The sequence below is a fragment of the Psychrobacter sp. UBA3068 genome, assembly GCF_002366815.1.
GTDB lineage: Bacteria > Pseudomonadota > Gammaproteobacteria > Pseudomonadales > Moraxellaceae > Psychrobacter > Psychrobacter namhaensis.
Window position 1 is genome coordinate 1 of sequence record NZ_DFBY01000020.1, and the last position, 13,398, is coordinate 13,398.

General features: G+C 46.2%; 10 protein-coding genes. 3 read left to right on the forward strand and 7 right to left on the reverse strand.

All coding sequences use genetic code 11. The features are described from left to right. Positions 1–51 precede the first annotated feature (51 nt). From hemB to B2P60_RS04770, 5 genes are all read right to left on the reverse strand, one after another. On the reverse strand, positions 52–1,059 hold the full coding sequence (hemB, locus tag B2P60_RS04750) for a porphobilinogen synthase (protein WP_230710829.1): 1,008 nt from the start codon (positions 1,057–1,059) through the stop codon (positions 52–54). A gap of 267 nt (positions 1,060–1,326) precedes the next feature. Beyond that, positions 1,327–3,135: an efflux transporter outer membrane subunit gene (locus tag B2P60_RS04755; protein ID WP_286739726.1), complete on the reverse strand. Its 1,809-nt coding sequence runs from the start codon at positions 3,133–3,135 to the stop codon at positions 1,327–1,329. Beyond that, complete coding sequence (locus B2P60_RS04760) at positions 3,135–6,362, reverse strand: efflux RND transporter permease subunit (RefSeq protein WP_193004884.1); 3,228 nt, start codon at positions 6,360–6,362, stop codon at positions 3,135–3,137. Before B2P60_RS04760 ends, B2P60_RS04755 begins: the two co-directional genes overlap by 1 nt. Positions 6,363–6,397: 35 nt before the next feature. Then, positions 6,398–7,789 (reverse strand): efflux RND transporter periplasmic adaptor subunit, encoded by a 1,392-nt coding sequence (locus B2P60_RS04765; protein WP_193004883.1) that lies wholly within the window; start codon positions 7,787–7,789, stop codon positions 6,398–6,400. 607 nt (positions 7,790–8,396) lie between these two features. After that, positions 8,397–9,425: a polyprenyl synthetase family protein gene (locus B2P60_RS04770; protein ID WP_286739728.1), complete on the reverse strand. Its 1,029-nt coding sequence runs from the start codon at positions 9,423–9,425 to the stop codon at positions 8,397–8,399. A 568-nt stretch (positions 9,426–9,993) separates the two neighbouring features. Between B2P60_RS04770 and rplU the strand changes: the two genes are divergently transcribed. From rplU to lolA, 3 genes are all read left to right on the forward strand, one after another. Next, entirely contained in the window at positions 9,994–10,305 is a 312-nt protein-coding gene (gene rplU, locus B2P60_RS04775; RefSeq protein WP_057761012.1) for a 50S ribosomal protein L21, read from the forward strand. Between the two features lie 91 nt (positions 10,306–10,396). After that, on the forward strand, positions 10,397–10,654 hold the full coding sequence (rpmA, locus tag B2P60_RS04780; protein WP_193004881.1) for a 50S ribosomal protein L27: 258 nt from the start codon (positions 10,397–10,399) through the stop codon (positions 10,652–10,654). A 368-nt stretch (positions 10,655–11,022) separates the two neighbouring features. Continuing rightward, positions 11,023–11,721 carry an outer membrane lipoprotein chaperone LolA gene (gene lolA / locus B2P60_RS04785; RefSeq protein WP_193004893.1) on the forward strand — a complete coding sequence of 233 codons (699 nt, stop codon included), beginning with the start codon at positions 11,023–11,025 and terminating at the stop codon, positions 11,719–11,721. 140 nt (positions 11,722–11,861) lie between these two features. Here the strand turns inward: lolA and scpB are convergent, their stop codons facing one another. Continuing rightward, positions 11,862–12,476, reverse strand: a complete 615-nt coding sequence (scpB, locus tag B2P60_RS04790) for an SMC-Scp complex subunit ScpB (protein ID WP_286739734.1) — start codon at positions 12,474–12,476, stop codon at positions 11,862–11,864. Between the two features lie 21 nt (positions 12,477–12,497). Beyond that, positions 12,498–13,319: a segregation and condensation protein A gene (locus tag B2P60_RS04795; protein WP_286739786.1), complete on the reverse strand. Its 822-nt coding sequence runs from the start codon at positions 13,317–13,319 to the stop codon at positions 12,498–12,500. Positions 13,320–13,398: the final 79 nt, after the last annotated feature.

The following is a 13,398-nucleotide window of genomic DNA, read 5'->3' on the forward strand; positions in this document are numbered from 1 at the left end:
GGTCAGTTCAGTTATGGGGCTTTTACAATATAAAAGGTAGTGTAACTACTATTAAGCATTGTTTAACTGACGGGCTGCTTCTAGTGCAAAGTAGGTCAAAATACCATCAGCGCCAGCACGGCGGAACCCAATTAAAGATTCTAAGATGACCGCATCACTTAACCAGCCGTTTTGAATGGCTGCCATATGCATGGCATATTCACCCGAGACTTGGTAAGCAAACGTCGGCACGCCAAAGGTATCTTTGACTTCACGGATAAGATCTAGATAAGGCTGACCTGGTTTAATCATCACCATATCTGCGCCTTCGTTAATATCCATCGCGACTTCATGCAGCGCTTCGGCGCGATTGCCAAAATCCATTTGGTACTGTTTTTTGTGGCCACCTTTTAAGTTGCCCGCGCTACCTACGGCATCACGAAACGGGCCGTAGTAAGCAGAAGCGTATTTGGCTGAGTAGGCCATGATGGCAGTATTGACAAAGCCTTCTGCTTCAAACGCATCGCGCATGGCTTTAATACGACCATCCATCATGTCGCTAGGAGAGATGATGTCAGCGCCAGCACGGGCATGGACGAGAGCTTGCTTGACCAGTACTTCGATGGTTGCATCGTTAATGACATAGCCACTGTCATCGAGTAAGCCGTCTTGTCCGTGTGAGGTATAAGGATCTAGTGCCACATCGGTCATCACTACCATTTCTGGAACGGCATCTTTTACGGCTTTGACGGCGCGCGCTGTCAGGCCATTTTCATCATAGGCAGATTTGCCATCAGGGGTTTTGAGTGAGTTATCAATCACAGGGAAGATATCGATTGTGGTGACGCCCTCGGCTAATAACTCTTTAGCGTAGTCAATCAGCAGGTCAATCGATAGGCGCTCAACACCTGGCATGCTAGCAATGGATTCGCGCTGATTGTTTCCTTCCAATACAAATACAGGGGCGATGAAGTGTTTAGGGTGCAGCTCAACTTCACGAATCATCGCGCGTACATTGTCGTTATAGCGCAGACGGCGCAGGCGAGTTTCAGGGAACTGGCGGTTAAAAGTATACGTCATGATAAGTCCTTATGTTATGTTTAAACACTGTTATTTTAATGGCAAAACTGTGGTCTTATGAAAACCGCTTTATTGCATCAGTTTGTTAAGCCAAATGGTTCTCTGTGGAATAAGCTTTCGTAAAAGGGTAGTCAACACAATGCCATTACTATAACCAATAGCGGGTTACGAAAGCAAAAAACCCTACCAAGTCGGCAGGGCTAATTGTCATTATCGACTGTCAACGTGAGGACAAAACAACGTCACGAGATTATGGCTTGCCACACTTTAAGGCTCAACAATCTGGGTGACTGGTATTTGCTCACCACTATTCTCTTGTAGCATCGTCTTTTCAGTGACCACGCCTACGGCGGCCTCTGTTTTGCCGTCATTATCAATATCAACGACAGCGGTAGGTTCAAAGACAGCTACCTCTGTTTCCTGTGCCTGTTTAATTGCCATGGCTTCTTGCGGAGAGGCCACACGCGCTGAGCTAGCAGCGTCTATCGCATAAGCAGCTTTAGCTTTTGCACTGTTTGCAGGTAGGGTCGCGATTTGGGCTAAATTGGTGTACTGCGGCACCGGAATAATAGCAGTGGGGGCATCTAAATTAGCACCGCCACCCAGCGCTTGGTATAGCTCAACTTGGCTGACGATTTTTTGTAGCTCTAAGTCTAAAATACCTTGCTGCGTTGAGAATAACGAACGCTGGGCATCCAGAACATCTAGATAGTTTGAAATACCTGCTTTAAAGCGTGCATCAGCAATTTGATACGTTTGCTCAAAGTTGTCTTGCAAACGATACTGTGCTTCGAGCTGCTCACCAAGTGTCGCACGGGTTGCTAACACATCGGATACTTCGCGGAAAGCGGTCTGGATAGATCTCTCGTAATTAGCAAGTGACTGCTCACGCTCAATTTTGGCCACCTCGTAGTTGGCATCCAAGCGACCTGCATCAAAGATAGGCACACTCACGCTAGGACCAAATGACCAGCCAACAGCGCCACTTTTGAACAAGTCGTCTAAACTGCCGCTACTGACGCCAATACTGCTCGCTAGGCTGATAGATGGGAAATAAGAAGCACGTGCCACTTCGATATTGGCACCAGCGGCTTTTAGGTTATATTCCGCTTGTAGCACATCTGGACGATAGCGTAGCAACGCACTAGGTAATCCAGCGTTAAATATTTGCTGACTCGTGATGTTACTGACCGCTGGCGCTGGAATCAGGCTGGTTGGAATCGGCCCGCCGACCAAAAATTGCAGGGCGTTACGCGATCTTAAAATGCTGCTTTGTGCCCGCAACACGGCAAGTCTAGCGTTCTCTAATGACGCACTAGCTTGCAAAGAAGGCAGCCTAGGATCAATGCCAGCTTCAAAACGTTTATTGGCAATAAATAGGGACTGCTCACGACTCTCAACCGTCGCTTCTGCCAGTTTCAGCTGGGCTAAGCTGTAGCTTAAATTGGCATAACTCTGTGCAATATTACTAATCAGACTGATTTGGGTAGAGTCTTTAGCGGCCGCGGTGGCTAAGAAGTTCTGTAGCGCTTGCTCTTTTAAACTAGAGATTTTCCCCCAAAAGTCGAGCTCGTAGTTAGCCAAGCCGAGGTTGACGTTATAACTGTCACCTGTTTGACCTGCTTGGCGTCGACGAGAATAACCTGCATTTCCATCAATAGTCGGCAGATCATTGATGTCAGTAATCTGATACTGCGCACGTGCTTGTTCAATTGCTAGAAGGGCACTTTCTAGGTCTTTGTTGTTTTCAAGACCTAACGCAATCAACCCTTTTAAACGCTCGTCGCTATAAAAGTTCTGCCAGCGCTGACTAGCGACAACTGGTTGTTCGGCCGTACTAATGGTTTCTTTATCAAACGCCCCATAAGCTTGCTCGATAGGAACATTCGGCTCTGCTAGGACAGGGCGCGTGTCAGCTTTTGGAATGGTATTACAAGCAGCCATGCTCATCGCTAAGGTGGTTAAACCTAATAGGCGAACGCCATTTTTGCGCATCCGTGATAGCGCTGGCTGTGCAAGGGTAGCAGTTTCTGCTACCGCTGATGAGCTTAAAGTAAATGTGTTTTGAGCACTCATTATGTATTGTCTCCAAAGCTTGCAGGCTGATAACTCTCAGAAGGCGTTGGGTTTCGTGGATTGGGCGTACCATTACCATCATCTTTATCGTTTGGCTTGTTGTTCTCATATTTATGCGGGAACATACTACGCACCCAAATATAGAACATGGGAATAAAGAAGATACCTAAGAAGGTGGCGGTAACCACCCCGCCAAGTACACTGGTACCGATGGCGTTTTGACTGCCTGAGCCAGGACCGGTGGCGATAAATAATGGCACAACACCCAGCCCAAAGGCAAGAGAGGTCATGATAATAGGACGCAGACGTTGACGTGCTGCTGTCATGACGGCTTCTCGCAGACTATAACCTTCCTCTTGGTGTTCTTTGGCAAACTCAATAATCAAGATGGCGTTTTTGGCGGACAAACCCACTACCGTGAGCAGACCGACTTGCAAGTAGATATCGTTACTAAAGCCACGTAACCAAGTAAAGATCACGGCACCCAACACACCAAGTGGGATGACCAGTAGCACTGAGAAAGGAATAGACCAACTTTCATACAAGGCTGCTAGGCACAAGAATACCACTAAAATTGAGAGCGCATATAGCATAGGTGCCTGTGCCCCTGATTTTTGCTCTTCAAGTGACATACCAGTCCACTCGTAACCCACACCGTCAGGTAACTGCTGTATCATCGCTTCCATTGCGCTCATCGCCTCACCCGTACTCAAACCTGGGGCTGCGCTACCTTGAATGTTCATAGAGGGTAGGCTGTTATAACGCGTCAAACGCGGTGAGCCAGACTCCCATTCACTGCTAGAGAACGCGTCAAATGAGATCATCTCACCGGTTTCATTACGTACATACCATTTACCGATATCGTCAGGGTTAGTACGGCTGCTTGGTTCACCTTGAACGTAGACACGCTTAATGCGGCCGCGATCAACGAAGTCATTGATGTAACTTGAGCCCCAAGCGGTAGAAATCACGCTGTTGATGTTGGCCAATGACAAGCCATAAGCGGCGGCTTGTTCTTGGTTGATGTTCACTTTTAACTGCGGCGCATCTTCTTGACCATTTGGACGGACACCGGCGACTTGATCGTTTTGCGCCGCCATACCCAGCAGCATATTACGCGCTTCTAGTAACCCGTCGTGCCCAAGGTTGCCTGTGTCTTGAATCATTAAATCAAAACCACTAGCGTTGCCAAGTTCGGTAATGGCTGGCGGTACAATCGCAAACACCTGTGCTTCATTTAACTGGGTCATAAAATAACCCATGGCACGACCAGCAACCGCTTGTGCGGTATTTTCTTCGCCAGAACGATTTTCCCAGTCGGATAAACGCACAAACGCCAGTCCCATGTTTTGCCCTTGTCCGGCAAAGCTGAAGCCTGCGACCGTAAAGACTGAAGCGATATTATCGGCTTCTTGCGTTTCGTAATAATCACTGACTTTATCAAGGACGTCTTGCGTTTCATCAAGCGTTGAACCGGCAGGAAGCTGAACTAAGGTAAACATAATACCTTGGTCTTCTTCTGGTAAAAATGAGCCCGGCACCCGTAAGAATACCACGGCCATGATACCGATAATGGCGGCATAGCCAATCAAATATAACCATTTAAAGCGGATGCTTTTACCAACGAAGTTCTCATACGAGCGGCTCAGCTTAAAGAAGCCACGGTTGAACCAACCAAAGAATCCTTTTTTCTCTTCGCTACTGCCTTTTTGATGGCTTTTGCTACGTTTGAGCAAAGTCACGCATAGGGCGGGGGTAAAGATAAGGGCAACTAAGGCTGACAGCACCATACTGGTAATTAGGGTGATAGAGAACTGACGATAGATCACACCCGTTGAACCACCGAAGAAGGCCATCGGCACAAAGACAGCGGATAGAATCAAAGCAATACCGATAACGATCTTACTAATCTCACCCATGGACTGTACGGTGGCATCTTTGACAGAGATATGAGGGTCTTCCTCCATGATACGCTCGACGTTTTCGACGACAACGATCGCATCATCGACCAGTAGACCGATGGATAGCACCATCGCAAACATGGTGAGCACGTTAATACTAAAGCCGGCGACGTAGAGTACTGCAAAGGTACCAAGTAAAACGACAGGGACAGCGAGCGTGGGAATGATTGTTGCGCGCCAGTTTTGTAGGAAAACGAACATAACGATAAATACGAGGACAATTGCCTCTAGTAGCGTCATGACGACCTGTTCGATGGACAAACGCACGAATGGGGTAGTGTCGTAAGGCACAACCGAGGTTAAGCCAGCTGGGAAGTTCGCTTCCAGCTCTGCCATACGTGCGCCGACTGCTTCACGAGTCTCAAGCGCGTTGGCGCCACTCGCCAATGAAATACCGAGACCAGCTGCTTCTTGGCCGTTGTACAGTGAGATAACGCTGTAGTTTTCACTACCAATTTCAACGTCGGCGACGTCACCTAAGCGCACTTGAGCACCAGATGTGTCAGTCTTTAATAAGATGTTTTTAAATTCTTCAGGGGTTTGTAGATAGCTTTGTACCGTGACGGTAGCGTTAATCACCTGTTGGTCGGTATCGGCAGGCGCTTGCCCTAATTGGCCGGCAGAGACTTGCGCGTTTTGCGCACGTACGGCATTAACCACATCAGAGGGCACCATGTTATAGCTACGTAGGCGGGCAGGGTCTAGCCAAATGCGCATCGCATAAGTAGAACCAAACACCTGAACTTCACCGACCCCTTCGACACGGCTGATCTGATCGACAACGTTTGAGTTAACATAGTCGGCGATATCGCTGCGATCCATACTATCGTTTTCAGAAACGAAAGCTTGCACCATTAAAAAGCTGCTAGAGGACTTGTTAACGTTGACGCCTTGACGCTGTACCGACTCGGGTAGCGAGCTCATCGCGGCTTGCAGTTTGTTCTGTACCTGTACCTGAGCGGTGTCAGAATCTGTACCGTTTTCAAAAGTCAGGGTCACAGAAGCACTGCCATTCGAGGAGCTCGATGACGACATGTACATGAGGCCATCAAGTCCCTTCATACGTTGTTCAATAATCTGTACGACTGAGTTTTCGACGGTTTGCGCGTTAGCACCAGGATAGCTTGCACTAACCGAAATAGTTGGTGGCGCAATACGTGGATACTGTTCAATCGGTAAGCTAATGACCGATATCACCCCGATGAGCATGACCAAAATAGCCAGCACCCATGCAAAAATAGGGCGATTAATAAAAAAACGTGACATAGTATATCCCTAAGTCTTCCTATCTTTGAATGGAATTATTGAGCGGCGGCTTCTTTTGTTTCTTCGTTAGAATCATCGTTGCCAGCGGGCTTTTTATCCACTGTTTTTGCCGCTTGTAGCGGTGTTTTAGCATTAGTAGCAGATGGCGCTGGATTGGCATTTTCTAATGGCTTAACGACCACCTCTTGTTCAGGTTTAACCTTACTACCACCTATCACAACGACTTTATCACCTGTTTGTAAGCCATCAGTGACGACCCACTGTCCGTCGTAAGTACCATTAATGGTCACTGGACGCAGTTGGATTTTGTTGTTTTCATCAACGATGTACACTTGCGTCTCACCTTTAGGCGTACGGGTTACGGCACTTTGTGGTACTAATGCAGCGTTGGTAATCACGCTTTGGGTCAAACGTGCCGTCACGTACATCCCTGGTAGCAAAATATGATTGCTGTTTGGGAAGATGGCACGCAAGGTCACAGCGCCTGTTGACTCATCAACTTTTGCTTCAGATAAGGCAAGTTTGCCACGGACAGGGTAGACCGACCCGTCTTCTAGTATCAGCTCAACCGAATTCATACCTGGCTGTGCCGTGCCTGCCGCGATTTGCTGACGCAGCTTTAGTAGCTCAGACGACGACTGACTGATGTCGACATAGATAGGGTCTAAGCGTGAGATGGTGACTAAAGGCTCAGGTTGACCCGCGCTGACGAGTGTACCGGCGGTAACGCTAGAGCGGTCAGTACGACCAGTTAAGGGGGCACGGACGATAGTGCGATTGAGGTCTAACGTACTGGCCTCTAAACCCGCCTGAGCGGTCTGGATACCCGCTTTGGCACTTTCGATACCCGCTTGAGTTTGTCCAACAGCGGCGGCCGCACTTTGTACAGCAGCTTGAGCAGTACGTACTTGCGTTTGTGCCTGCTCATACTGCTGCTTTGAGATGGCATCAATGCTGACTAAGCCTTGTAGGCGTTGCAGATCATTTTGTGCTTGTGCCAATGATGCTTGACGGCTGGCTAGCTCAGCTTTCGCATTGGCGTTATTCGCCAGCGCAGTCTGATAATTGGCCTGTGCTTGTTGCACGGCTGCCTGACCGCTGGTGACAGAAGAGGCGTAGTTATCAGTATTAATACGATAAAGTGGCTGGCCTTTTTTGACGTTACTGCCCTCACGGAACAGTACTTCGTCAATAACGCCATTTACCTGTGGGCGAACGTCGGCGGTTTGATAAGCCGCTGTACGTCCAGAAAAAGTCTGTACCTGAGGTACGGTATCAAGCGTGACAGTCTGGACGTTGACAACCGCAGGCGGCATCTGTTGCTGTGCAGCTTGCTCACCAGCGGCGTCCTCGTTTTTGTCACAGCCAATCAGTACAGCTCCAGATAGTACAGATGCTATTACAAGCGCAAGAGTAGAGTGCTTCATCAATGTCCTCGGCAATATGTATAAAATAAATAGTGACAGTATAAAAAATTTAACAATAAATCTTAGCGTATTAAATATAAAAATTAGTATGTACTCTAAGCATCCATACCCTCTTTGCCAGTTGGGTTTTTCATCGAAATTGTTTAGAAAAACCGAACGGTTAGGACATCTGATAGTGATATAGACGTTAAGTAACGGCGTAAGACGCTCTAGCAGCAAAGATGTGGCCAAGCCACAAAGTTGACCAGTAAACTTAATGAGTTATTATAAACTATAGGGGTAACCCCACAGTCAAGTGTTTGAGAGTAGGGCATAACGTAAAAAGACAGTTACCTTGGTGTGGATGGAGGCAGTAAATATTGTTGGAGTAAGGGCTGTCTCTACTAACAGCTAACATACAGGCATACAATACTCTATTGAAATTAATTGTAAATTTTTGTGAAAAAAGCAAAACCCTAGACGTAATAGGGTCTTTAAACCATGATAAATCAGGGCTGTCAGCAAAAAACTGATTTTAGCAACCTTTAAGTGTGACCATTTAATAATCAGCCAGCAGGGGTTTCTAAGGACAGCCTAGTACTAACAGCGCATGGTTATGACGATACCGCTACACCAAGCGCGCGCTAGCAAGCTCAGTCAACTGATATAAGCCTGTACGATAACGGTTATCAGGCAATGTGCTAAGGGCTTGTTGCGCCAGTTTGGTTTCTTCCAAAGCGCGCTGTTTACAGTAGTCTAACGAGCCTGAACGGCGCACCAATTCGATCAGCTGCTTAGCATTCGGTGTTTTTCCTGTCTGTACCGCGATACGCAACTGCTCATAGCCTTCGATATCGCTATTTTTTAGTAGCTCAAGTGCTTTAATAGTGGGCAGGGTCGGCTTACCCTCTGCCAAATCATCGCCAAGGTTTTTACCCATGACCTCACTATCACCGCTGTAATCAAGGACATCATCAATGATCTGAAAAGCATTACCAAAGTGCTGACCGAAGTCGCCTAATGCCTGCAGGTATTCTGTTTTGTCTTGTAAGATAGCGGAGCCTTGGGTGGCCATCATAAATAGACGTGAGGTTTTACCATCGATAATGCGTAAGTAGTCGTCTTCTGTCGCGGCAGGATTGTGCTGATGCTGCAGCTGCAATACTTCGCCTTCAGCAATGTCACAAGTCCCGTCTGAGAATACTTTTAATAACGGTAAGCTTTGAAAACCCACCAGTAGATTAAAGGCACGGGCAATCAGATAATCCCCCACCAACACGGCAGTGGCATTGTCCCATGTGGCGTTTGCGGTTGGCTTGCCACGGCGCTGTCCTGACTCATCAATGACATCATCATGAACGAGCGTAGCGGTATGTAGCATCTCAGTAATCGCGGCTAAGTGCATGGCTTCTGTCGAGGGTTTGTCATCAAACATACGGGCACATAACAACGTAATTAGCGGGCGCATACGTTTGCCACCAGCATTGATGACATGCTGCGAGACACTCATCACCAGTTGTACTTTTGAATTGAGACTACCGAATACTTGCTTGTCCATGATCTCAAAATCATCAGCCACGATACTCTGAATATCAGCATAGCTAAGTGGCGTGGTTTGAGGGGCGGAATGCTTATTGTTTAAAGGAGTGCTGGTCATAAGAAATAGTCATATTAATTAGAATAAAGAGCGCTTTTTATAGCCTTAGCTTTATACATAAGTAAGGCGTTGTTTTGCCTATAATAGCATAGCTGCCTCTTTAAATTGTGGGTTAAAATAGACCAAGAGCAGAGCAGTCATCTTTTACTTATACGAAACGTACTGCAGACAAAAGGTGGAAAAAACACGGTAAAATTCCCTGACCCGACAATCAGATGAACCCTCGCGTAGTTGCTGCGTTTACAGTGGTATGAGGGTCCAATAAAAGGCTGTAAGTAACTGATTATATAAGTTATAATGGGCGCCGTTGGGCATGGCTCATCATCCGTTATTGTTGTAGTATCTGTGTTTATGTGATGCATCGTTTTTGCTGCACTCATCAATAACAGCTTATACAAAGAGACGGTCAATGGTTTTTAGTGTAACCACCTTACAAAAACAAGAGGCGCGGCTTGCTTTTATAAGCAAAAAGCCGTAAAATCTTGCCTTTAATTTTTCCCTGTCGTGTTCGTCGTAAAAGCGTTGGTATAATATCAGCCACGGCACACGGGTTAAACGGAGTCATATCATGTACGCAGTAATTAAAACTGGTGGTAAACAGCACCGTGTAGTCGTCGATGAGCTTTTAAAAGTTGAATTGCTAAAAGCAGAAAAAGGCGAAACAATCAAATTTGAAGACGTGTTGATGGTTGTTGACGGCGATAACGTCAAAATCGGCCAGCCTGTCGTTGATGGCGCTAGCGTAGAAGTTGAAGTTGTTGAGCATGGTCGCGGCGAAAAAATCCGTATCATCAAGCACAACCGTCGTAAGCATTATCACAAAGAGCAAGGTCACCGCCAATGGTACACCTTGTTAAAAATCAAAGCCATTAATGCCTAATGACCCATTTAGCGATTGTCGCTAAACAGGGCACTAAATGCTTAAGAGTTGTCGCATCAGCGATAAGTCACATTAACAAGGAGATTTTCTCATGGCACATAAAAAAGCTGCCGGTTCGACTCGTAACGGTCGTGATTCAAACCCAAAAATGCTAGGCGTAAAAATCTTTGGTGGCCAAGCTATCACAGCTGGTAACATCATCGTTCGTCAACGTGGTACAGAATTCCACGCAGGCGAAGGCGTTGGCATGGGTCGTGACCATACTTTATTTGCACTAAATGACGGTGTGGTAAAGTTTGCGACCAAAGGTAAATTTAACCGTCGTTATGTGACGGTTGAAAACGCATAATTATCTACTTAAGTCATTTTATTCTTTGAGTAACATGATTGGATAACGAAAAAGTCCCTATTGCCTTATGGTAGTAGGGGCTTTTTTTATCTATGGGTTTATACGGCGGTTTATTTGCCTTCTGTTAAGACATAAAAGCGTTCTGAGTCCCTCAGATATTTTTTGTAACTGTACGGGTTACAAGCGTGTATGGGCGGCGTAGCAATGATTGCAAATCATGACTAGGCGCGTAATGAAAAAACTGGCACACTGTTCTCCTTGCTTATGAACACCAATTTTATGTTGGTGAGCTAAGCCGTTATAGAAAACAAAAATTTTAATAAGATGTTTTCTTTTAAGCTATGATGCACTTTGAGAGAGGATTAATGATGACTTTATTTGCTAAACAATCGATTAAACAGACCACCCTAAAACAGAAAGTCATGAGCGGCGCGTTGGCGGGGGTGCTAATGACATCCCTTGGCGTAGCGGCGCCTATGATCGCGTTGACGCAGTCTGCGACGGCAGCACCTGCTGACAATCTAACAGCAGCCAAGCGCTTAAACAAGCTGTTAACCAATACCAAAAGTATGACTGCAAACTTCAGTCAAACAACCAAAGGCGCAAGCAGCGGTACTTTTACAGGAACCATGAGTGTAGAACGTCCAAACAATTTCCGCTGGGAAACCAAGTCACCCTCAGAGCAGCTGATCGTTGCTAATGGTAACTCTATGTGGGTTTACGACAAGGACTTAGAACAAGCGACTAAACAAAACGTCGACAGTCAAGTCGGTAACACTCCAGCGCTCTTGTTGTCAGGTGATCCGAGTAAAATTGATCAAAATTTCAAAATTACTCAGCCGTACAGTAACAAAAATTACTACGTGCTATATCCAAAATCGGACAGTGCCAGCTTTAAGAGCTTATCTATGAGCTTTAGTGGCGGCAGACCTGTGATGATGGTACTAAATGATAGTCTGGGTCAGACCACATCCATTAAATTTAGTAAGATCAAACTGAATCCAAGTATTAATAGCAGTCAGTTTAAATTCAACCCACCAAAAGGTGTGGATGTTATTAATCAGTAAAAAAGTGTTGGTGCAAAGGCGTCAGTAAAAAAGGACAGCTCCTAAGGGGGCTGTCCTTTTTTTTGAAAGTAAGATTGCTACATTTAAGGAACTTTTCTGACATCGGTACTTATTGTAACTGACACAAAGTCTTGGATACGCTATGACATGGTTTGGATGGCGTCCATGTCTGGCATCGGCGGTAACTCGTTTAGATGTGTGAGCCCAAAGGCATCTAAAAACTGCGCTGTGGTGTGTAGTAACGCAGGGCGACCGAGAGTGTCTTTATGACCGTTTTCTATTATCCAGCCTTTATCAAACAATTGCCGTAATATGTTGCTTGAGAGTGTCACACCGCGCACATGCTCTATATCGCTACGTGTTACTGGTTGTTTGTAAGCGATAACACTCAGTGTCTCAAGTAAGGCTTGGCTAAGACGTTCTTGACGCTGCGGAAAGACACGCTGGATAAATGCGCTATAACGGTCTGCGATTTGTAAGCGATAACCGCTGGCAGTTTCATGCAAACTTAGTACGCCAGTATCCAAGCGTACTTGCAGTCGTTGTAAGGCTTGTTTGAGCTCTTTGGTAGACAAAGATAAATGCTTTTTGAGGACGTTTGCAGTGAGCGGTGCTTCTGAGGCATGCAGCAGCACTTCAATCTGTTTGCTGATATCTTCAATGGATTGCTGCTGTTCATCAGTGGAGGCGGGTGCGACTGTGGATATTGGTATCTGTGTTTTACTATTTTGCTTTGAATCATCAATATCTACCATGGGATAGGTACTCTTTTCTTATTAAACTAGCCACTGTAAGGTGAGCTGCTCAAGTTGACTGTCTGTAGCGAGTTGATTACCATCCGTGGTAGTTTTTGGGCTAACGTTGCTGTCTGTATCGGTCATTACCACGCCAATCAGCTGTCTTTTTATTAACTCAAGCACCGCAACGAAGCTGACCACGACCCCTATTTTACCTTGCGATTTGTCTAGTAGCTCATAAAAAGAGCGTGCGCCATCAGTACTTAGCTGCCGACTGATACTCGCGATGCGATCCGCAAGTGGGACGGCATCAACCTTTATGGTATGCATCTGATAGTCTGGTTGCAGCTGCATTTTAAATAAACTATCAATGAGTAGCGTCGGCGAATAGTTTGGTAATTCAGCCTGCATAACGTCTGGGCTTGGCATGCTGACCATGGCTAAAAACACATCGCGCTCTAGACGTACCAAGTTGTCTAAGCGCTGACTGGCCGCTTTGATTTGTGCATACTCTTCCAGACGTTCAATTAACTCGGCCTTTGGATCACGCTCATCGGTAGGCTTTTCTGGCTTAGGCAGTAACAACTCCGTTTTGATGGCAATTAACGTCGATGCCATCAACAGATAATCCCCTGCCAACTCAAAATGCTCGGTATTCAACTCACTGATATAAGCCAAATACTGCTCAGTGATTGGTAATATGGGCATTTGTGTCAAATCGACGTTGTTTTTTTTGACCAAATACAATAAAAAGTCTAACGGTCCAGCAAACTGCTCTAACCAAATAGCAAACGCTTGCGGCGGCACATAGAGATCTTCTGGTAGGTGCTGTACCGGCGTCTGATAAATACGCAAAGACACATTATTGGTTTCTAAGCTATGTTGGTTGCTTTTAGTGCCACTGTTATTGGACGTGTCAGACACTGGATAAGCCCCTATA

Coding starts and splice junctions, on each gene's coding strand:
- hemB (WP_230710829.1), bottom strand. CDS start 1,059: ATGACGTATACTTTTAACCGCCAGTTCCCTGAAACTCGCCTGCGCCGT.
- B2P60_RS04755 (WP_286739726.1), bottom strand. CDS start 3,135: ATGAGTGCTCAAAACACATTTACTTTAAGCTCATCAGCGGTAGCAGAA.
- B2P60_RS04760 (WP_193004884.1), bottom strand. CDS start 6,362: ATGTCACGTTTTTTTATTAATCGCCCTATTTTTGCATGGGTGCTGGCT.
- B2P60_RS04765 (WP_193004883.1), bottom strand. CDS start 7,789: ATGAAGCACTCTACTCTTGCGCTTGTAATAGCATCTGTACTATCTGGA.
- B2P60_RS04770 (WP_286739728.1), bottom strand. CDS start 9,425: ATGACCAGCACTCCTTTAAACAATAAGCATTCCGCCCCTCAAACCACG.
- rplU (WP_057761012.1), top strand. CDS start 9,994: ATGTACGCAGTAATTAAAACTGGTGGTAAACAGCACCGTGTAGTCGTC.
- rpmA (WP_193004881.1), top strand. CDS start 10,397: ATGGCACATAAAAAAGCTGCCGGTTCGACTCGTAACGGTCGTGATTCA.
- lolA (WP_193004893.1), top strand. CDS start 11,023: ATGACTTTATTTGCTAAACAATCGATTAAACAGACCACCCTAAAACAG.
- scpB (WP_286739734.1), bottom strand. CDS start 12,476: ATGGTAGATATTGATGATTCAAAGCAAAATAGTAAAACACAGATACCA.